This window comes from Cutibacterium sp. 37298 (assembly GCF_023838685.1).
In the GTDB taxonomy this organism is placed as follows: Bacteria; Actinomycetota; Actinomycetes; order Propionibacteriales; family Propionibacteriaceae; genus Cutibacterium; species Cutibacterium acnes.
Window position 1 is genome coordinate 35,574 of sequence record NZ_JAJNRJ010000003.1, and the last position, 17,947, is coordinate 53,520.

Below are 17,947 nucleotides of genomic sequence, written 5' to 3' on the forward strand. Positions count from 1 at the left end.
CGGGCCAGCTCAGCAATGAACTCTCGGTAGTCGCTCAGGGACAGGAGTGACGACGCACTTTCTCGCCCTTGCCCGCAGCCACATCGTGCAAATCGGACTGGTACTTGACCATGGCCTCGCACAGCTCAGGGGTCGACGCGGCAAGAATCCGTACCGCTAGCAGGCCGGCGTTCTTGGCATTACCGACGCCGACCGTCGCCACCGGCACACCACCTGGCATCTGAACGATCGATAGCAAGGAATCCATACCGTCGAGGTGGGCTAGCGGCACGGGAACCCCGATAACCGGCAGCGGGGTCAGCGCGGCGACCATGCCCGGCAGATGGGCGGCACCGCCAGCACCGGCGATGATCACCTTGATACCGCGCTTGTGCGCGCCTCGACCGAACTCGATCATGTCCTCAGGCATGCGGTGGGCCGACACGACGTCAGCCTCAAATCCCACATTGAAGTCGGTAAGCACCTGAGCCGCAGGCTCCATCGTCGGCCAGTCAGAGTCCGAGCCCATGATGATCGACACTTGAGGGCCATTGGCGTCACACGCCAGCCGGCGTGCTCCCCCGGTGGTTGTTTTGACCTTCTCACCTCGGCGCGGCTTACGGCTAGCAGTGGTGGTCTCAGGCATCGTGTTCTCCCATAAGGTAGGCGGCGGCATGGCGGGCCCGACGATGAGTCGTCTCAATGTCGTTACCAAGGCAGGTGACGTGACCGACCTTGCGACCGGGCCGCACGGACTTGCCGTACAGCTCGACGCGAAGTTCTGGGTCACGAGCGAAGCAATGTTGCAAAGCCCCGGTCAAATCCTCCTCGGACCCACCGAGGACGTTGGCCATGACAACTACGGGAGCGATCAGGGCCGGTGAACCGAGGGGTAGGTTAAGCACGGCTCGCATGTGGTTTCCAAACTGACTCGTCTCAGCTCCGTCGACCGTCCAATGGGCAGTGTTGTGAGGACGGGTCGCCAGCTCATTGACGACGACGGATCCGTCCTCACGCTCCATCAGCTCGACTGCCAGCACCCCGATGACGTCGAGGCGTCCAGCAATGTCGAGCGCCATGGTTTGCAGCTCAACTTGACGGTCCGACGAGAGGTCAGGGGCCGGGCTGATAGTCTCCGCACATACCCCGTGACGCTGAATAGTTTCGGTAACCGGGTACGCGGCTCCCTGACCCGACGGGGAGCGCACGACGACCGCGGAAAGTTCGCGTCGGAAATCGACGAACTCTTCCGCGAGAATACGAATCGGCTGCTTGCCGTCGGCCAGATCCCCGGCCGCGTCAAAGGGCTCACCAGCACCATCGGGGCCGTCGATCTTGAACACTCCTTTGCCGTCATAACCGCCACGGGAGGTTTTCGCAATGACAGGCCAGCCACGGTCATGACCAAAAGAGACGAGGTCTTCGGGAGTGTCGCAAACCTGCCACGCAGGATTCGGGAAACCCTCGCGCTCCATAAACTCACGCATGACGACCTTGTCTTGCGCGTGAACCATGGCGGCCGCCCCTGGGCGGACCGCGTACCCGGCCTCTTCCATCTCCTCAACGAGGACCGTCGGTACGTGTTCGTGGTCGAAGGTGACGACATCGCACCCGGCGGCGAAATTCATAACAGCGTCGTGGTCGAGGTGGGAGCCAACGACGACGTCAGACATCACCTGGGCCGCAGACTCTTCAGGATCAGAGGCCAGCAGGCGGGTGCGCACCCCCAATCCGATCGCAGCCTGATGCATCATGCGGGCTAACTGCCCGCCGCCAATGATTCCGATGGTGTAAGACGTCACGACGTTCATCGTAACGACCACCGGACATAAAACGCCCACCGTGACGGGCGTAGGACTCAGACTCACCTCCGGCAGCCGCAATCACCTCGCAGCGCGAATCGTCCATACTGGAAACATGGTGCGAGTTGGACAGCCACTGAGGCATAACCGTAACGAGACGGTACTCGTGCACACCCGTCGTCACGCCAAAGCCCTCTTCTGGCCCGTCGTCATGGGGTTTGTTGGGGTTGTCGGAGCGGCCGCTCTGCTTGGAATCATGCCTTCCGACATGCGAGCACAGTATTGGCCGATCGTTGTCACTATCGCAGTCGCACTCATTATCGTCGGCACCCTCTCCCCCTGGCTGACATGGTTCACGACAACGATGACGATCACCGATCGCCGCGTCATGTTACGCCATGGCGTTGTCGTTCGACGCGGCCACGATGTCATGATTGACAGCCTCATTGATGTGTCATGGCAGGCCACGTTGTTTGACCGGATGATGGGCTGCGGAACACTCATCCTCACTACCCCGTCCGACCAGATGGTGCTTAACGATGTCCCCGGGGCACGTCGGGTCGTCGACCTCTTCACGGACCTGACGGACAACGGATACGGCGAGTACCTGAACGACTACTGCGAGGAATCGGTCACAGCACGGTGACGTCGAGTTCCTCGCGCAGAACTCCCGACGATGTCGGCTCATCAGAGGCAGAGAACCTTGATACCTCGGCCCTTTCATGCTCAGCGACCGCCCCAGCGAACATTCCGTCGACAAAATGCACCGCCGCCCCATCGTCGACCGCGTATCCGCCAGGAAGCACCCCGTTGGCGACCGCTTGGGCGTAGATAGGCGCTCGCTCGGACTCACCGTCGAAGTGAGGACAGAAAGAACCGTCCAACAGACCCATACCGCCACGCCAAGCTCGCAGATCCCCGAAAGCGTCGGTTAGACACCCGGAGAACCAGCACGCTGCACCAGCAGAGACACCGGCGAGGACGACGTCGCTGTCAGCTGCGATCATGCGCCGAATCACGTGGTCGACCCCGTGCATCTTCCACAGCGCCATAAGGTTGGCGGCTGATCCACCACCAGAGACAACGATGGCCGCTTGAGAGAGACGCTCCACCGACTCCGCTGCTCCCTGCCACAGTGTCAACACCATGTTGCGCACCCCGAGGGCCGAATAGGCGGCCAGAAAACGGTTGACGTAGACCGGATCGTCAGCAGCTGCGGTGGGGGCGAAGCACACCAGGGGGGAAGACTTTCCAGACAGGTCAAGGATGTGACGGTCGAGAGCGGTAGGCTCACCGCGGTTCGACATCGAAAAACCGCCACCACCAAGGGCCAAGATGTGGGTCGTCATAGTCAGCAGTCTAGATGGTGGGAACGCTCAGGACGCCGTAGCGGAACTCACCTGGTTCGCAAATGATGAACGTCAGCAGCGTTGAAACTGCGACGCCCGTCAGAAGTTTCCACCACGATAGCGCCATCAACGTCAACGTCGACACCGATGCCCTCAATGGCCCCCTCACCACCACCCACGATTTCTGGGTCGAAGGTCAGACGGACCGGAGTACCAATGGTGTCACAGCGGGCCACATACTGATCCCGCACCGTTCCGGTCTCCAACCACACTGTTAATAGCTCGTCAAGGTGGATGAGAAGGCTGGCCAGCAACTCATTCTTGTCGTGGTTCAACCCACACAGAGCCAGAGAGGTCGCCGTCGGCAGGGGCAATTCGTCACGCCCCATCGAAACGTTGATGCCGATTCCGATGACGGCGTGCGGACCGGCTGGACCGTCAACGCGTTCTGAGAGAATTCCGCACACTTTGCCGCCCTGGTCAGTGTCCAGATCCACGAGCACATCATTGGGCCACTTCAGCGTCACTCGGGAACGGTCAGCCCCACCGACCTCCTTGATGACCTTGACAACAGCGAGCCCCGCAACCATCGACAGCCAGCCCCAGTCCTGCGACGGACGATCATTGGGCACCAACGCTGAGATCGCCAAACTCGTACCGGGGACATCCTGCCAACTGCGCGTGAACCGTCCACGCCCGCCCTCTTGGTGGTCAGCAACGAGTAGGCAGAAAGACGTTCCCCCTGCTCGCACGAAAGCAGCCATGTCGGCGTTAGTGGAACCGGTGGAGTCAATGCAGGTAACTCCTCCCCCACGAGGCCCCGTAAAAAGGGTGTCCCCGGCAAGCTCAAGAACGCGATCAGCAATAGGCGAAGGTGTGGACGGCACCTGCTCAGACTACCCAAAAGTACCCACGCGCGACGGCCGGACCAACGCCGGGTTCCCTATTGTTATCCTAAATAGATATGTTATCGCTGAAAGAGACGACAGATCACCGCGGCAATAAATACGGAGACACCATGCAAACGCTCTACGAGCACTCCCGTCGCATCCTCGCCGTGTTCCTCATCGCAGCACTGTTGTGCCTGGCGATTATCGGCCCTCTACCCGATACGCAGTCGAGCGCCACTCTCACCTGTACCACGACCGGCATCGCCGCAATCTTCCTCGTTGTCGTCGCATCTCATGCCGATCCACACTTCGGCCTCGACAGCCTGGCCTTCATCGTCACCTTCCTGGCCTCAGCAGTGTGCCGAAGAGCGGCGACGAATCCGGTCTCCCACAGCCTCTACCTGCCAGTCATCATCACCGCGGTTGCCCTGGCTGCTGTGGCGGTGGTGCTGCGCGCTAGTGCATCTGTGAGTCGGCAGGAGACGACTGCCTCCCAGTGATCCCGCGGCACCATTAAATCGTCCCGGGGATAAGTCGTCCCGGGGAGCGGCCCGGCACCACATTTGTCGCCTCTGACGGATAGTCTCAGCATATGGAGATCGACATCCACACCACGGCCGGGAAGATCGCCGACCTCGGTCGGAGGATCGACGAGGCCGTCAATGCCGCATCCCCCTCGGCCATCGAAAAGCAACATGCCACCGGAAAGATGACCGCCCGGGAGCGCATCTTACGGCTACTCGATGAAGATTCCTTTACTGAGCTTGACGAGTTCGCCCGTCACCGCTCAACGAACTTCGGCATGGACCGCAAACGTCCGTACACCGACGGGGTCATCACCGGTGTCGGCGCGATCCATGGTCGCCCGGTTTGTGTATTCAGCCAGGACGTCACTATCTTCGGCGGATCCCTCGGCGAAGTCTACGGCGAGAAAATCTGCAAAATCATTGACTTCGCCGTCAAGACTGGTTGTCCCCTTATCGGCATCAATGAGGGCGGCGGCGCACGCATCCAAGAGGGAGTGGCCTCCCTGGCCCGCTTCGGTGATATTTTCCGCCGCAACACCAGGGCCTCCGGTGTTATCCCCCAGATCTCCATCATCATGGGTGCGGCGGCCGGAGGCCACGTCTACTCTCCTGCCCTCACTGACTTCATTGTTATGGTCGACCAGACCTCCCAGATGTTCATCACCGGCCCGGCTGTCGTCAAGCAAGTCACCGGTGAGGACGTCTCTCTCGAAGAGCTGGGCGGCGCACGCACCCACTCCGTCAAGTCAGGCAATTCCCACTACCTGGCCAATGACGAGGACGATGCTCTCGAGTTCGTCCGCGACCTCATTAGCTATCTTCCGCAGAACAACCTTGAGGATCCGCCGTTCTACGACGATGGCGAGGCCGACCTGACGATCACCGATCACGACCGCAAGCTCGACGTTCTCATCCCGGACTCTTCACATCAGCCCTATGACATGCACGAGGTCATTACGACCGTGCTGGACGAAGACACCTTCCTGGAGATCCACGAACTTTTCGCCCCCAACGTCATCTGCGGATTCGGACGCATTGAAGGTCGTGCGATCGGCATCGTCGCCAACCAACCGATGATCAATGCCGGCACCCTCGACATCGACGCATCTGAGAAGGCCGCCCGGTTCGTACGCACCTGCGACTCTTTTAACATTCCGGTGCTCACCTTCGTCGACACCCCTGGTTTCCTGCCCGGCGTCGAGCAAGAGCACGACGGCATTATCCGCCGCGGCGCCAAACTCATTTATGCCTACGCTGAGGCCACCGTGCCGCTGCTGACCGTCGTCACCCGCAAGGCCTACGGCGGCGCCTACATCGTGATGGGGTCCAAGACCCTCGGCGCCGACGTCAATCTGGCCTGGCCTACCGCGCAGATTGCCGTCATGGGGGCCGAGGGGGCCGTCAGCATCCTGCATCGACGCACTCTTGCCATGGATCCTGATCCACAGGCCAAGCGCAAAGAGCTCATTGACGAATACGAGACGACGCTATCGAACCCGTACCAGGCTGCCGAGCGCGGTTGGATCGACCAGGTTATCCATCCGCACGAGACTCGCGCCTCGGTCATCCGCACCCTTCGTCTGCTGCGTACCAAGCGTGAGACCCTGCCTCCCAAGAAGCACGGAAACATCCCGCTGTGAGTGAGGGCGCCATGAACGATGCAATTACGGTGACGAAGGGGAATCTCACCGACGAGGAGCTCGGCGCGCTGGTGACGGTGTTGGCCGAGCTCACTCGCCCCAGCCCGAACGCCTACGTGCCTGATGACCGGCCGATCGCCTTTGGCTGGAAATCGTATTGGCGTACCATCCGTGAACCTTTTATGCCCGGCCAGGCAGCCTGGCGTGGATCTTTGCGACGCTACTGATATGACGACCTGTTTCGTTCTTGCCTCGAAGTCCCCAGCCCGGCTACGTATGTTGCGTTCCGCCGGTATCGAGCCCGTCGTCATCGCATCAGGGGCCGATGAGAGTCATCTGCGCGGGGAGGACGCGGTTGCCATGACGGCGAGGTTGTCCCGCCTCAAGGCCCACTCAGTCATCGAGTCCGGAGCTCTTGAGGAGTACCCCGCTGACCGGATGATCGTGGTGGCCTGCGATTCCGTTCTCAACCTTGACGGACGCATTCTCGGCAAACCTCACACTGCCGAGCGCGCCCGGCAGTGGTGGCGTCGGATGCGCGGTCACCAGGGCGTGTTGGTGAGCGGCCATCACGTCGCGGTCATTGTGAACGGGCAGTTACGCGAGCAGACCCGCATCGGCCAAACCGTCGTCACATTTGCCGACCTCACCGACGCCGAAATCGACGCCTACGTGGACAGTGGGGAACCCGCCGCGGTGGCGGGGGCGTTCACTATCGACGGTTTGGGCGGCGCCTTTATTACTCGTATCAACGGTGATCCCCACAATGTCACCGGCATCTCTCTACCACTGCTGCGCCAGATGCTCATGGACCTCGACGTCGAATGGTCCTCACTGTGGAACGGTCCGAAGGGTGGCCATCTGAGCTGACGGTGGGAAGATCGTCCCGGGGCGGTTTAAGGTTCCGTCGCAGATTACGGGCATCGATGTGTCTCGTCAGCACCGCTTGAGCGCTCGATTGCATGCCACCTGACGTTTAACCAACGATGACCAGGAGAGCCCGAGCGCATCTCCTTGGGTGATACCCCCAGTATTGTTCACATCGTCCCCATGGTCGGGTTTGACCAGAACAGAAAGAACGGTTCACCCTTGCGACCCTTCAACATGTAACAGATGTTGCGTCAGGGTAATCAGCATTACCGCCAGAGAGCCAACCGGACTTCTCATGCTAGCCGCAGCAATATCTTTTAAAGCATCCTTCCGAACAGGATTATCCCACGGCGAGATACTCACCTCAGATTTTCTTCTACGCAATCTGAACGATTGTTTCCCTATCACTGGGTGGATGCTTGACATCATCACAGTACACCCCAAAAAGGAAATACTCGACTATCCTCAGAATAGGAGGTGACAGCAATTACTACACCGATGGTTCCGAGTCACACGAGACGAACTGTATGGATTATTAATATGTGTCATGTCCCGCCCTGTACCTTCCACAGCTTCAACCGTGACGCAAAGTCAGCCCCGCCGCCTCGTCGGAACTGGTGAAGCCTCCACTCCACCCCTTGGTGTCGCCGCGATTCGAGATGAAAGTCAAGGATCCGTTGGCGTTTCCCGTCACTGTAAAACCCGATGCCGACAGATTATCGGCCAGAAAATCGTGTACTTTACCCGACGTATCCGGCCCAGTAAGCAGGGTGATGTTGTTGACGTGATCAACCCGTAACGTGACGGCCAGTCCCTTGGGCAGCCGGAAATTCCGGGGGCCATATTTAAACCCCAGATTCGCCAGCGTCTCCGCACCGGCAGGAGCCGGGGTAGCGGATGCAGCAGAAGGGCTCGGCACGGCTCCCCCGTGTGAAGGAGCACACCCTGCCACGACGAGCAGAACCGTCACCGCGACCGCTGCCCTGGCATTCATGCCGACGATGCTATCGCTGATCGTCCCTTACACCTGGTCATGCAGTATCAGGCACGACACACAGCATGGATCGCACTGTCAGGGGCGCGGGCGGGACGCTTGAGGTTGTTGGCAACCCGCAGATACATCGCGCCGGCGTCTACGTCGGCCATGGTGTACGCGGTATCGCTCCTGGTAGGACGAGTACGGTGGCGTTATGAAAGCGCCCACGACGTCAGAAATTTCACACAACAGCCATGGCGCTAAGAGTGTCCTCGTGACCGGGGCCACCCGCGGCATCGGGCGGGCCATCGCCGACGAGCTAGGGCGCGACCACCACATCATCGTGGGAGGACGCCACCAAGAAGCCGTCGACAACGTGGTATCAGAACTACCCAACGCCTCCCCCTTCGTCGTCGATCTGACCGACGAGGAGGCCACCGCTGCAGCCGTCTCCCACCTGGACCACCTTGACGTCCTTATTAACAGTGCAGGAGTGAGCGCGGCGTCACCTGGCGATATTGCCTCCCAACCCCGAGACGAATGGCGCCGCGTGCTAGAAATCAACGTCGTCGCCGTCGCCGACCTCACTCGCCTAGTACTTCCCCTACTGCGCGCCAGCCACGGCGATGTCATCATGATCAATTCCGGATCAGGATTCCTGCGAACCCCCGCCAGCGGTGGCGTATACGCAGCATCAAAGTACGCACTGCGAGCACTCACCCACGCCCTACGCGAAGAAGAACGCGGCGTAGTCCGGGTAACCTCCATTCACCCCGGCCGCGTCGACACCGACATGCAAGTGGAGCTCCAAGCCCAGGCCGGGCGCCCCTACAACGCCGCCGACCATCTGCGTCCACAGTCGGTTGCCGTCACCGTGCGCGCAGCTTTGGAAGCCAGCCCGGACGCCATGATCGAAGAACTCTCAGTGCGCCCAGTCTTCCGCGGCTGATCCACCCCGCAGCACGACCCGGGCCATCAGAGGGCGCAGGGGGCAAGTTGGCCCCAGCATCATCACATGCCAGGGCCAACATCATGTGAACCTTGTGATGGTTTCAGGCTCGGTAATTACCCTGGTAAACGCAGTCGAACGGGGCGTTGCCGTGCATCCGGTTTTCGATCGCCGAAACGACAACCTGCTTAGCAGTGCGGACAGCATCGAGGGCGCTGGCCCCCTTGGCAATCTCCGCGGTGATCGCGGCAGCCAAGGTGCATCCAGCACCAGAGACGCGCTCCTGGCCGACGGCAGGAACTTCAAGGACCTCGCAATCATGGCCGTCGTAGTAGACGTCCAGAGCGGTGCCAGTGTCCAGCAGGGTGCCGGCCTTGGCGATGACGACCGGAACTCCCTGGTCACCGATCCGCTTGGCAGCATCTTTAAGGGCTTCCACGGAGGTGATCTCGTCCACCCCGGCCAAGGTCTGAGTCTCGAAGAGGTTCGGAGTCACGACGTCAGCTCGTGGCAGGAGCTTCTCGCGCAAAGCATTGTCGGTGTCGAGGGCGGCACCGGGCTCCTGACCCTTACAGATGAGCACCGGATCAAGGATGACCTTAGGGAACTGATAGCTCTCAAGAGCCTCAGCGACGACGCCAATCGTCGTCGGGGTGCCGAGCATACCGATCTTCACGGCGTCGACCCGACCATGGACGGCAACGGCCGCCTCAATCTGATCATGGATGACTTGCGGGTCCACCGGCACAAACCGGTGCCCCCAGTCATTGTGAGGGTCAAACGAGACGATGCACGTCAAGGACGTGCATCCGAACACCCCGAGCTGGTGAAAAGTCTTGAGGTCGGTCTGGGCTCCAGCGCCACCGGACGCCTCGGACCCGGCAATAGCAAGTGCAATCTTCGTCACGCTGTCAAGTCTAGAAGGCCTTCCCAGTAACGTCGGGAATTGCCGAGGAGTAACCACAACGTGGCCCAGAATTGGTGGGATAGCCGATGGCAACGTCACCACGGCTCATCCTTTCCCCCTCAGCCGAGCACGAGCGAGCACAAGAAACTCACGACAAGCGCTGCGCCGACACAGACAGGCAGGCCGACGGCGAACTCACGGTGGAACATGTCGTCCCTCTCGTCCTTGTCGGTGAATCCCAGAACCATGGCTCCGCCGGCCGAGAATGGCGAGATACCGGTGGCCAGACCACCGATCGTCGTGCTCGTGTACAGGAGCACCGGGCTCATGCCGGTCGCCCTCGCGAGGGTCGCCACGACTGGGAACAGAGCCGGGGCGACAACCCCGACGAAACTGCCGCCGAACATGTTCAAAACTGCCGCCAGGAAGCACAGAACAACGGGGATGAGCAGTCTCGGGGTGTGTCCAACCCACCCAGCAAGCAACGAGATCGTGCCCGCCTTGACAGCTATCGAGACGAGCATGCCCATCCCACCGATCATGATGAGGGTCGACCACGGTACGTGTAAGAGCGACTCTTTCTCCTCACCGACCCTCATAAGCGCACAGACAACGGCGAAGAGGATAGCGAAGAGCGAGACATCGACCCGCGAGTTCACCCAGGTCACGGCCGAGTTGTGCGGCATACAAAGATGGAGGATCGGCGGCACGAGAAGAATGACGACGAAAACCCCGATGAGCCACACATTCGTGCGCTGACGTCGGTCCAGTGGTATGGGTTCGGCAAAGGTCACTTTTTGAGCCATCATTCCGTCGCGTTTGCGTTGATGCGAGGAGATGAAGAGCATCGTCAGGATAATGAAGAAAGTCATGACGAGGTAGACGACGAAGATCGTCGTCGAGACCACGAAAGCCTCGTTTGAGCTAAACTTCTCGCCAGTGATGAGGTTACGGAAAATCACCCCGTTGAGGCCGACCATAAAGTTCGACCCCACCTGCCCCCGCAGTCGGCGCACAACGCACCAACGAGCGGGTTGATCCCGATCTTGCGACACACGAGGAGAGCAATGGGCGCCATAAGCACCATGACGGCGTAGTACCCGGCACCCAAGGCCGAAATGAGCACGGACACGAGGAAGATCATGACCGGGAGCATGACTGGAGCCGCACGGAATCTATAGAGCAACCCGTTGGCGATCTCCGCGAGCGTGCCGTTGGCCATCGCAAATCCGAAGAACAACGAGATCGCGAGGATGGCAAAGAAGATGTGGCTCGGCCACAGGTCGATGACGTCGGACGGCTTTATATGCATGAAAAACGCGCCGATGATGTAGGCGAACGGAATCGCGACGAGACCGATGTTGATCTTCCGAACGCGGCCGATGGCTATCGATACGGCAAGTGCTAGTCCAATGGTGAGACTAATCATCTGCGCTCCTCTCCCTTGAAGGCGGGTGTCACAAGCCCCGTCCGGACCCGAGTCAGAAGTCCCCGATGACGTCACAAGTTCGCGAACCGGGTGGACACGAACTCCTCGTCATCGTGAATTCGTGCAACACTCACCCTGAGACTTGCACCTTTGCCCCACATAATTCCACAGAATCCGTCTCATAGCGCAGATATTCAGACTTTCCGTCCTCGTGACCGGAGCCACCCGCGGCATCAAAGTACGCACTGCGAGCACTCACCCACGCCCTACGCGAAAAGGAACGCGGCGTAGTCCAGGTGACCTCCATTCACCCCAGCCGCGTCGACGCGGCGCCTCAATCAACGCATAGCAACCCAGCGGCCCTCTTCGGCCTCAAATCTCACTTGATGGCATATACAAGACTCATTCAGCTCATCTATTGTCATGCCGCCGACGCCCCAGAGGTACGGTCGTACGACCCCAGGCACCTTCAACCAAATCATCACGGGGACAATATCGCGACCAATGCGATCAACTCGCCGCACGTACGACCGGAAGTCTTGCCACGAGAACGCATAACACAAATTACCCAGTTGACACCGTATATAATTTTGATATGATTACGCGCTGATTTGACGATTTCGAAGGAAAAGGAGAAAAGAAAAGAAAGCCCTCAACCAATCGTTTCACATAATTTTTCGTTTCACATAATTTTTCCAATGCAACCAAAACAAAAGGATCATCTAACCACATGAAACAAAGGTTTAAATCCCCCACGACCGCAGTATTGACCGGAGTGCTCATTGCCGGGTCTGCGCTTTTACTGCCCCCGCTCCCCGCGAAGGCTGACGCAGTAAATGAAATTCATGCGAAGGCTGGAGATCAAGCCTCGGTGTCACTGACCGCATACGCAGATTCCCCCTTCTACAAGAAACTCCCAAGTTACGTCAGCGACTCACTGAGGGACGGCTTCTTCTATTACACGGGATATTATCTCGAAGATGGAGCAGTTGCGGGGCTTGCTAATCTAACGGCGCTCCACCCGACGGACACACAAGATAACTCTCATACACTAGATGGCGATCCAGTACTGGCGTACTGCATTGAGAAGAATTCGCTTCAGGAGCGGTACCATCAGGACACTGGTACTCTCACCAAGTGGAGTGAACTGAAACCACATTACAACGATAATCTCACCAACGCGCTCCCCAAGATTGGGTGGATTGCGAAAAACGGCTACCCTAGCAAAGCTCTTGACGAGTTAGAGAAGCAAGCTAACGCCGCCAATGGGAACGATGATGCAACAGGATCCGATCACAGGGATGCCGTAACCGCCACCCAGGCGGCAATATGGCACTTCAGTGACGATTTCACCCTGAAAAGCGATGACATCACCGAATATGAAAATGGTAGGCTGATATCCGTTCCCGACAGTGCAAAGAAGCACATATCGAGTCTTTATAATTATTTGATCAAAAAGGCTGTTCCTGTCTCAGATCCGTTGGACTCAACGTCCGACGCACGGGGGACCTCAGATTTCGCCGGTGCAGCCCTGAGCCTTGAGGCAGGGCAGCGGGGACATCAAGATCGCATCATTGTTCCCATTCAGCCAATAAGCCCGGCCCCAACCCCGACGCCGACACCAACCCCGACGCCAACACCAACCCCGACGGTTGATGTGAAAGTGACCACCACCGCCGACCAGACCGCCGAGGTGGGCAAGCCCTTCGGCGATACCGCCCACATCACCGGCACGGTCCCCGAAGGCGCCCACATCACGTTCAAGCTGTCCCACAAGGGGCTACTACCGAACATGTGCGGCGACTCGGTTATCACGACCAAGCCCGTCGCGGTTCCGGCCGGCAACCACATCCAGCCCATCGACATCGCCTCTCCCAAGGTGACCGTCGGGCAGGCTGGCACCTACTACTGGGTGGAGACCCTCACCGATAGCAACGGCAAGGTGCTCGCCCAGGGCAAGTGCGGTGAACACGCCGAAACCACCACGGTCACCGCACCAGTGGTTCCGACACCAACCCCGACCATGATTCCGGTCGGCCCCAGCCACCCAGGGCTAATGCCTCACACGGGTGTGTGATCCCACGGTGATGGCCCCATAACGGCCATCACCCCGTAACACGGCGGGGGCGCCCACCATCACAGGTGGACGCCCCCGCCGTTTCGCACCTCGTTCATCCACGATCCTCGACACGAGCGTGCACCGGCCGCGTCAGTTCGTCACCCTTCCATGGCGCACGTCCCGCCCCCCGCAAGCACGCACAATCACCCGCCCGCTGCTTATATCCAGTCCTCCCTACGGAACACCAAATACAGGAGGACACTCGACGCAACGACCAGCACCGCAGAGATCCATAGCCCCAAGGGTCGTCCATCACCCAAAAAGGGCACATTCTGACCAAACCACCCGGTAACAAAGGTCGGTACCGCAATGATGGCCGCCCAACCCGCCAGCTTCTTCATGACGATGTTGAGCTTGGCATCCTGGATGGAAAGATTCGTCTCGAAAATCGTCGCCACCAGGTCCCGCAGGGAGTCGGACCACTCTGACACCCGCATGGAGTGATCGTAAAGATCATTGAAATAAGGCTCAAGGACACGCGGAACAGCAACAGCTTCCCTACTCGGACGACAAATCGTCGAGATGATCTCGCGCATCGGAAGCACGATCCGACGAAACTGCACCAGCTCCTTGCGCAGCCGGTAAACCCGAAGTTGCACCTGCTGGGTATCGATGGAGTCGTCGAAGAGCTGGTCCTCTACGTCTTCAACCACGTCGTCGAAATGCTGAACGGTATCGAAATGGCCGTCAACAAGGACATCGAGAATAGCGTGGACGATACCCATCGGCCCATTCGAGACGAGGTCCGGGTTCGCGTCGAGGCGGTTGAGTACCTCCGCGATCTCTGGCAGATCGTTGCGATGAACGCTAACGACGCCGTGCCCGAACACCCACACCGAAACCCGCGAGACGATCAAACGACTGTTGGGATCATCGGTCTCACCAATGGTCGCGGCGTAGGTCGTGAGGAAGAGATGGTCAGGATAGCGAGTAACCTTCGGGCGCTCACCGGGAGCCTCGGCATCCTCAACAGTGTGAAAGTCCAGATTAAGCTCATCGGCCAAGATGTCGATGTCCTCACGGTCAGGAGCGGTGAGATCGTACCAGCTAAGCGTCCTGGTATCGGAGAGTTCCTCGTTTAGGGTCTCCAAAGGCACCGACTCTGCGATGACCTTGCCGTACTGCCACACTCGGGAGGAGAGTTGGGAAAGGCTCATCGGACCTCCTGGATGTCTGGGCTCACCATGTCCGAACTCATGATGACGGTATCGGCAGGATTGAGCGCGGCCTCGATGCGCCGACGGTGACGCGGCACCATCGGGGGCAGCTGGTCGATGCTGAAGAACCCGGTATGGCTGGACTCGTCGTCACCGACCATGGGCTCACCGCTCACCCACCGACACAAGAAGTCGTGGTCGAGGAACTGGCACTGATCGCCATTGGGATAGGTGACGGGGGGCAGCCACGTTAACCCGAACTAGTCGGACGACCTCTGCTACTACCCCTGTCTCTTCGTGGATCTCGCGAAGGATGGCCTCATCGGGCCTCTCCCCCGGCTCTATAATTCCGCAGACCGGAGTCCATTGCCCGTCATCGGCCCGCTGCACCAACAGCACCTGAGGCCTCCGAAGGCCATCACGCACCACGACCGCACTACTGCCGGCCAACCATAATGGCGCATGACCAATATGACGTCTCAGGTCCAGGATGAACTGTGGTGTCGCCATGACGATCAGGCTAGCGGCCTCGCGCGTCGTCTCCGATTACCCACAACGACTACCCCACCTATTTATGGCAAAGCTAGTCAGCAAGATCCCCACTGCCATCCATGCAACCAGAACGAGATTTTCCAGGGCTCCCACATCAACGTCGCTACACGGTGGCGAGGGGAAGAAGAGATGGACAATGACCATGCGACGTACGTCAACCCCTTAGACTCGCTGTGAGGGCGTCCCGTCCCCAAAAGCCGATCGGAGGAACTGTGGATAGGACCATCAAGCGGGTACTCGTCGCGAACCGCGGTGAGATCGCGGTACGCATCATCCGTGCCGCCAAGGACGTCGGCATCACCAGCGTGGCCGTCTACGCAGACTCCGACTCTGAGGGGCTGTTCGTCAAACTCGCCGATGAGGCCTTCGCTCTCAACGGCGTCACCCCTGCCCAAACTTACCTCGACGTCGACAAGACCCTCGACGTCGCCCGCCGCGCTGAGGTCGACGCTATTCACCCTGGTTACGGATTCCTCTCCGAAAACGCCGACTTCGCCCAGGCCGTCATCGACGCTGGATTCCTATGGATCGGCCCACCGCCACATGCCATCCGCGTCCTGGGCGACAAGGTACAGGCCCGCCACATCGCCCAAAAAGTTGGTGCGCCACTCGTCCCGGGCACCGCTGATCCAGTCGATGACCCCGAGGAGGTCGTCCAATTCGCGAAAGAACACGGCCTGCCGCTTGCTATTAAAGCGGCCTTCGGCGGCGGTGGACGCGGCCTCAAAGTCGCCCACTCGATGGACGACATCACCCCACTCTACGAATCAGCTGTTCGTGAAGCCGTCACCGCGTTCGGACGTGGGGAATGTTTCGTCGAGCGCTACCTGGACAAGCCGCGTCACGTCGAGACCCAGTGCATCGCCGACCACTACGGTACCGTGCAGATTATCTCTACCCGCGACTGCTCCCTGCAACGTCGTCACCAGAAGCTCGTCGAGGAGGCCCCGGCACCTTTCCTCAGTGACGAGCAACGGACCCGTCTCTATGAGTCCTCCCGCGCCATCCTCATGGAGGCCGGATATGTCGGCGCCGCAACCTGCGAGTTCCTCGTCGGTCGAGACGGAACAATCAGCTTCCTTGAGGTCAATACCCGGCTGCAGGTAGAGCACCCTGTTTCTGAAGAAGTGGCCGGAGTCGACCTGGTGCAGATGATGTTCCATGTTGCCCAAGGCGGTCACCTGAAGCCCGAGGACCCGCAGCTGCACGGTCACTCCTTCGAATTCCGCATCAACGCTGAGGACCCCGGGATGGGGTTCATGCCAGCTCCCGGAACCCTTACCTCCTGGCAGCCACCGTACGGCCCTGGCGTCCGCATGGACGAGGGATACCATTCCGGCATGACGGTGCCGGGTGCCTTCGACTCCCTCATCGGCAAGCTCATCATCACTGGTGATAGCCGTGAGCAAGCCCTGGCTCGAGCTGCTCGCGCCCTCGACGAAATCGTCATCGACGGCATGCCGACGGTCATTCCCTTTCACCGGGCGGTGGTTCACGACCCGGCTTTCACTGCCGCCGACGGCCACTTCGGCGTCTTTACCGACTGGATCGAAACCGAGTTCGACAACAAGATCGAGCCATACACCGGGTCCCTGGGCGAGTCTGCCGATTCCGAGCCTCCTCGTGAGGTCGTCGTCGAGGTCAACGGTAAACGAGTTGAGGTGCGTATCCCCGCCTCCTTGCACGGCGCTCGTCAGGTCCCCAGCACCAAATCTCACCGGCCCACCCGTCGCAATCGCGCCGGGCGACGCGCCGCGGCAACCGGCAACTCGGTGGCCTGCCCGATGCAGGGAACGATCATCAAGGTTAATGTCGTAGAGGGAGAAGAGGTCAACGAGGGCGACCAGATCGTCGTCATGGAGGCCATGAAGATGGAGCAGCCCATCGCCGCCCATCGCCACGGCATTATTCGCAACCTCAACGCCACGGTCGGCTCGGCGGTCTCTTCGGGTGAGATCATGTGTGAAATTGTTGATGAGTGAGGGTCAGAACATGGTTTCGCTTGTGAGTGTCGCTTCGAGGCGGCATTCTGGTCATCATGTCCGGTAACCTCCTGCTGCTGTTCCTCCTCTTCTTTGTGGGGCTCGTGGCGACGACAACATCACTTATGCGTGCCCAGCGTCAGTCCCGCGAGTTGGAGGCTCAGCGGGCGAAAGCCATTCAGGCCAAGGTCTCCCAGATGCGGCAGGAAACAGAAGAGGACGTCACCACCTTCGGCGAGGTCTTACGAGACCTCGACATGGAAATGGTTGGCAAGGATATATCGGCTGACGGTCGCAAGGACTGGAATATGGCCCTTGATTGCTATGACCGCGCCAAGACACTGATGGCCCAGGACAAGAGCACCCGCTCGATCCCGCTCGTAACTGAAACCCTCGAGGAGGGGCGGCACGCCATCGCCTGCGTGCAAGCTCGCGCTAACGGTGAGCCGATCCCCGAGGTGCGTCCACCGTGTTTCTTTGATCCGGCACATGGCCCGTCGACGACTGACGTCATGTATTCGCCCGACGGCGGGGTGGCGCGCAAGGTTCCCGCATGCGCCGCCGATGCCCAGCGCGTTCAACAGGGTCGTTCCCCATGGATTCGTACCGTCGACGTCAATGGCGCCCAACTGCCTTACTGGCAGGCGGGCCCCGACTATGCCCCGTGGGTACAGGGATACTACCGCCGCTACGAATCTGACCCCGTCATCAGCGGCCTCGCTGTTGGCGGTCTTGGCCTAGTCGGGCTGGGTCTATTCTCTGCTCTCTTTGACGATTTCTGATCCGCCCGGATACTCGCGCCCCGGGGCTACGGGCGAA

Annotated in this window: 19 protein-coding genes and 3 pseudogenes; 12 read left to right on the forward strand and 10 right to left on the reverse strand. The window is 59.8% G+C overall.

Going from position 1 to position 17,947, the window contains the following annotated elements; genetic code table 11:
- Nucleotides 1–34: 34 nt before the first annotated feature.
- Nucleotides 35–625 (reverse strand): 5-(carboxyamino)imidazole ribonucleotide mutase, encoded by a 591-nt coding sequence (gene purE / locus LRP59_RS08795; RefSeq protein WP_002514701.1) that lies wholly within the window; start codon nucleotides 623–625, stop codon nucleotides 35–37.
- Complete coding sequence (locus LRP59_RS08800) at nucleotides 618–1,790, reverse strand: 5-(carboxyamino)imidazole ribonucleotide synthase (protein ID WP_002514702.1); 1,173 nt, start codon at nucleotides 1,788–1,790, stop codon at nucleotides 618–620. Before LRP59_RS08800 ends, purE begins: the two co-directional genes overlap by 8 nt.
- Nucleotides 1,791–1,896: 106 nt before the next feature.
- On the opposite strand from LRP59_RS08800, the gene LRP59_RS08805 reads away from it, so the two are divergent.
- The gene (locus LRP59_RS08805) at nucleotides 1,897–2,427 is read left to right on the forward strand and encodes a PH domain-containing protein (protein ID WP_002523560.1); all 531 of its coding nucleotides are present in this window, start codon (nucleotides 1,897–1,899) and stop codon (nucleotides 2,425–2,427) included.
- On the opposite strand, the gene LRP59_RS08810 is transcribed toward LRP59_RS08805, so the two are convergent.
- Nucleotides 2,414–3,130, reverse strand: coding sequence for a peptidase E (locus tag LRP59_RS08810; protein WP_002514704.1), 717 nt, complete (start codon nucleotides 3,128–3,130; stop codon nucleotides 2,414–2,416). The two genes, LRP59_RS08805 and LRP59_RS08810, sit on opposite strands and share 14 nt — an antisense overlap.
- 47 nt (nucleotides 3,131–3,177) lie before the next feature.
- The gene (locus LRP59_RS08815) at nucleotides 3,178–3,924 is read right to left on the reverse strand and encodes a biotin--[acetyl-CoA-carboxylase] ligase (RefSeq protein ID WP_254935033.1); all 747 of its coding nucleotides are present in this window, start codon (nucleotides 3,922–3,924) and stop codon (nucleotides 3,178–3,180) included.
- Nucleotides 3,925–4,094: 170 nt separating this feature from the next.
- On the opposite strand from LRP59_RS08815, the gene LRP59_RS08820 reads away from it, so the two are divergent.
- From LRP59_RS08820 to LRP59_RS12150, 5 genes and pseudogenes are all read left to right on the forward strand, one after another.
- On the forward strand, nucleotides 4,095–4,520 hold the full coding sequence (locus LRP59_RS08820; RefSeq protein ID WP_002523558.1) for a hypothetical protein: 426 nt from the start codon (nucleotides 4,095–4,097) through the stop codon (nucleotides 4,518–4,520).
- Nucleotides 4,521–4,612: 92 nt separating this feature from the next.
- Nucleotides 4,613–6,187: an acyl-CoA carboxylase subunit beta gene (locus tag LRP59_RS08825; RefSeq protein WP_002514707.1), complete on the forward strand. Its 1,575-nt coding sequence runs from the start codon at nucleotides 4,613–4,615 to the stop codon at nucleotides 6,185–6,187.
- An 11-nt stretch (nucleotides 6,188–6,198) separates the two neighbouring features.
- A complete protein-coding gene (locus LRP59_RS08830; protein WP_002514708.1) occupies nucleotides 6,199–6,414 on the forward strand; it encodes an acyl-CoA carboxylase subunit epsilon in 216 nt (71 codons plus the stop codon).
- Nucleotide 6,415: 1 nt separating this feature from the next.
- Nucleotides 6,416–7,057 (forward strand): nucleoside triphosphate pyrophosphatase, encoded by a 642-nt coding sequence (locus tag LRP59_RS08835; protein WP_014167039.1) that lies wholly within the window; start codon nucleotides 6,416–6,418, stop codon nucleotides 7,055–7,057.
- 10 nt (nucleotides 7,058–7,067) lie between these two features.
- Nucleotides 7,068–7,297 (forward strand): annotated as a pseudogene (locus tag LRP59_RS12150) (hypothetical protein).
- A 334-nt stretch (nucleotides 7,298–7,631) separates the two neighbouring features.
- Here LRP59_RS12150 and LRP59_RS08845 read toward each other — a convergent pair.
- A complete protein-coding gene (locus LRP59_RS08845; protein WP_002514710.1) occupies nucleotides 7,632–8,051 on the reverse strand; it encodes a hypothetical protein in 420 nt (139 codons plus the stop codon).
- A gap of 196 nt (nucleotides 8,052–8,247) precedes the next feature.
- On the opposite strand from LRP59_RS08845, the gene LRP59_RS08850 reads away from it, so the two are divergent.
- On the forward strand, nucleotides 8,248–8,982 hold the full coding sequence (locus tag LRP59_RS08850) for an SDR family oxidoreductase (RefSeq protein WP_002522145.1): 735 nt from the start codon (nucleotides 8,248–8,250) through the stop codon (nucleotides 8,980–8,982).
- A gap of 103 nt (nucleotides 8,983–9,085) precedes the next feature.
- On the opposite strand, the gene LRP59_RS08855 is transcribed toward LRP59_RS08850, so the two are convergent.
- From LRP59_RS08855 to LRP59_RS08865, 3 genes are all read right to left on the reverse strand, one after another.
- On the reverse strand, nucleotides 9,086–9,889 hold the full coding sequence (locus tag LRP59_RS08855; RefSeq protein ID WP_002514713.1) for a hydroxymethylpyrimidine/phosphomethylpyrimidine kinase: 804 nt from the start codon (nucleotides 9,887–9,889) through the stop codon (nucleotides 9,086–9,088).
- A gap of 119 nt (nucleotides 9,890–10,008) precedes the next feature.
- Complete coding sequence (locus LRP59_RS08860; RefSeq protein ID WP_002514714.1) at nucleotides 10,009–10,869, reverse strand: SLC13 family permease; 861 nt, start codon at nucleotides 10,867–10,869, stop codon at nucleotides 10,009–10,011.
- Complete coding sequence (locus tag LRP59_RS08865; protein ID WP_002514715.1) at nucleotides 10,848–11,318, reverse strand: Na+/H+ antiporter NhaC family protein; 471 nt, start codon at nucleotides 11,316–11,318, stop codon at nucleotides 10,848–10,850. The genes LRP59_RS08860 and LRP59_RS08865 overlap by 22 nt, the downstream gene beginning before the upstream one ends.
- 227 nt (nucleotides 11,319–11,545) lie before the next feature.
- On the opposite strand from LRP59_RS08865, the pseudogene LRP59_RS08870 reads away from it, so the two are divergent.
- Nucleotides 11,546–11,656: pseudogene (locus tag LRP59_RS08870) on the forward strand (short chain dehydrogenase); the annotation flags it as partial.
- A gap of 392 nt (nucleotides 11,657–12,048) precedes the next feature.
- On the forward strand, nucleotides 12,049–13,395 hold the full coding sequence (locus tag LRP59_RS08875) for a thioester domain-containing protein (RefSeq protein WP_252236850.1): 1,347 nt from the start codon (nucleotides 12,049–12,051) through the stop codon (nucleotides 13,393–13,395).
- Between the two features lie 200 nt (nucleotides 13,396–13,595).
- Here LRP59_RS08875 and LRP59_RS08880 read toward each other — a convergent pair whose 3' ends face one another.
- A complete protein-coding gene (locus tag LRP59_RS08880) occupies nucleotides 13,596–14,594 on the reverse strand; it encodes a magnesium transporter CorA family protein (RefSeq protein WP_002514717.1) in 999 nt (332 codons plus the stop codon).
- A pseudogene (locus tag LRP59_RS08885) lies at nucleotides 14,591–15,104 on the reverse strand (NUDIX hydrolase). The gene LRP59_RS08880 and the pseudogene LRP59_RS08885 overlap by 4 nt, the downstream one beginning before the upstream one ends.
- On the opposite strand from LRP59_RS08885, the gene LRP59_RS08890 reads away from it, so the two are divergent.
- The 3 genes from LRP59_RS08890 to LRP59_RS08900 are packed head-to-tail and all read left to right on the forward strand — an operon-like array spanning nucleotide 15,066 to nucleotide 17,910.
- A complete protein-coding gene (locus tag LRP59_RS08890; protein WP_002533401.1) occupies nucleotides 15,066–15,323 on the forward strand; it encodes a hypothetical protein in 258 nt (85 codons plus the stop codon). The pseudogene LRP59_RS08885 and the gene LRP59_RS08890 sit on opposite strands and share 39 nt — an antisense overlap.
- A 35-nt stretch (nucleotides 15,324–15,358) precedes the next feature.
- Entirely contained in the window at nucleotides 15,359–17,128 is a 1,770-nt protein-coding gene (locus LRP59_RS08895) for a biotin carboxylase N-terminal domain-containing protein (RefSeq protein ID WP_002514720.1), read from the forward strand.
- A gap of 56 nt (nucleotides 17,129–17,184) precedes the next feature.
- Entirely contained in the window at nucleotides 17,185–17,910 is a 726-nt protein-coding gene (locus tag LRP59_RS08900) for a hypothetical protein (protein ID WP_002533400.1), read from the forward strand.
- Nucleotides 17,911–17,947 lie beyond the last annotated feature (37 nt).

What these genes read in the sequence shown, in the direction of transcription:
- purE (WP_002514701.1), bottom strand. Translation starts at nt 625, where the DNA reads ATGCCTGAGACCACCACTGCTAGCCGTAAGCCGCGCCGAGGTGAGAAG.
- LRP59_RS08800 (WP_002514702.1), bottom strand. Translation starts at nt 1,790, where the DNA reads ATGAACGTCGTGACGTCTTACACCATCGGAATCATTGGCGGCGGGCAG.
- LRP59_RS08805 (WP_002523560.1), top strand. Translation starts at nt 1,897, where the DNA reads ATGGTGCGAGTTGGACAGCCACTGAGGCATAACCGTAACGAGACGGTA.
- LRP59_RS08810 (WP_002514704.1), bottom strand. Translation starts at nt 3,130, where the DNA reads ATGACGACCCACATCTTGGCCCTTGGTGGTGGCGGTTTTTCGATGTCG.
- LRP59_RS08820 (WP_002523558.1), top strand. Translation starts at nt 4,095, where the DNA reads ATGTTATCGCTGAAAGAGACGACAGATCACCGCGGCAATAAATACGGA.
- LRP59_RS08825 (WP_002514707.1), top strand. Translation starts at nt 4,613, where the DNA reads ATGGAGATCGACATCCACACCACGGCCGGGAAGATCGCCGACCTCGGT.
- LRP59_RS08830 (WP_002514708.1), top strand. Translation starts at nt 6,199, where the DNA reads ATGAACGATGCAATTACGGTGACGAAGGGGAATCTCACCGACGAGGAG.
- LRP59_RS08835 (WP_014167039.1), top strand. Translation starts at nt 6,416, where the DNA reads ATGACGACCTGTTTCGTTCTTGCCTCGAAGTCCCCAGCCCGGCTACGT.
- LRP59_RS08845 (WP_002514710.1), bottom strand. Translation starts at nt 8,051, where the DNA reads ATGAATGCCAGGGCAGCGGTCGCGGTGACGGTTCTGCTCGTCGTGGCA.
- LRP59_RS08850 (WP_002522145.1), top strand. Translation starts at nt 8,248, where the DNA reads ATGAAAGCGCCCACGACGTCAGAAATTTCACACAACAGCCATGGCGCT.
- LRP59_RS08860 (WP_002514714.1), bottom strand. Translation starts at nt 10,869, where the DNA reads ATGGTCGGCCTCAACGGGGTGATTTTCCGTAACCTCATCACTGGCGAG.
- LRP59_RS08865 (WP_002514715.1), bottom strand. Translation starts at nt 11,318, where the DNA reads ATGATTAGTCTCACCATTGGACTAGCACTTGCCGTATCGATAGCCATC.
- LRP59_RS08875 (WP_252236850.1), top strand. Translation starts at nt 12,049, where the DNA reads ATGAAACAAAGGTTTAAATCCCCCACGACCGCAGTATTGACCGGAGTG.
- LRP59_RS08880 (WP_002514717.1), bottom strand. Translation starts at nt 14,594, where the DNA reads ATGAGCCTTTCCCAACTCTCCTCCCGAGTGTGGCAGTACGGCAAGGTC.
- LRP59_RS08890 (WP_002533401.1), top strand. Translation starts at nt 15,066, where the DNA reads ATGACGTCTCAGGTCCAGGATGAACTGTGGTGTCGCCATGACGATCAG.
- LRP59_RS08900 (WP_002533400.1), top strand. Translation starts at nt 17,185, where the DNA reads ATGTCCGGTAACCTCCTGCTGCTGTTCCTCCTCTTCTTTGTGGGGCTC.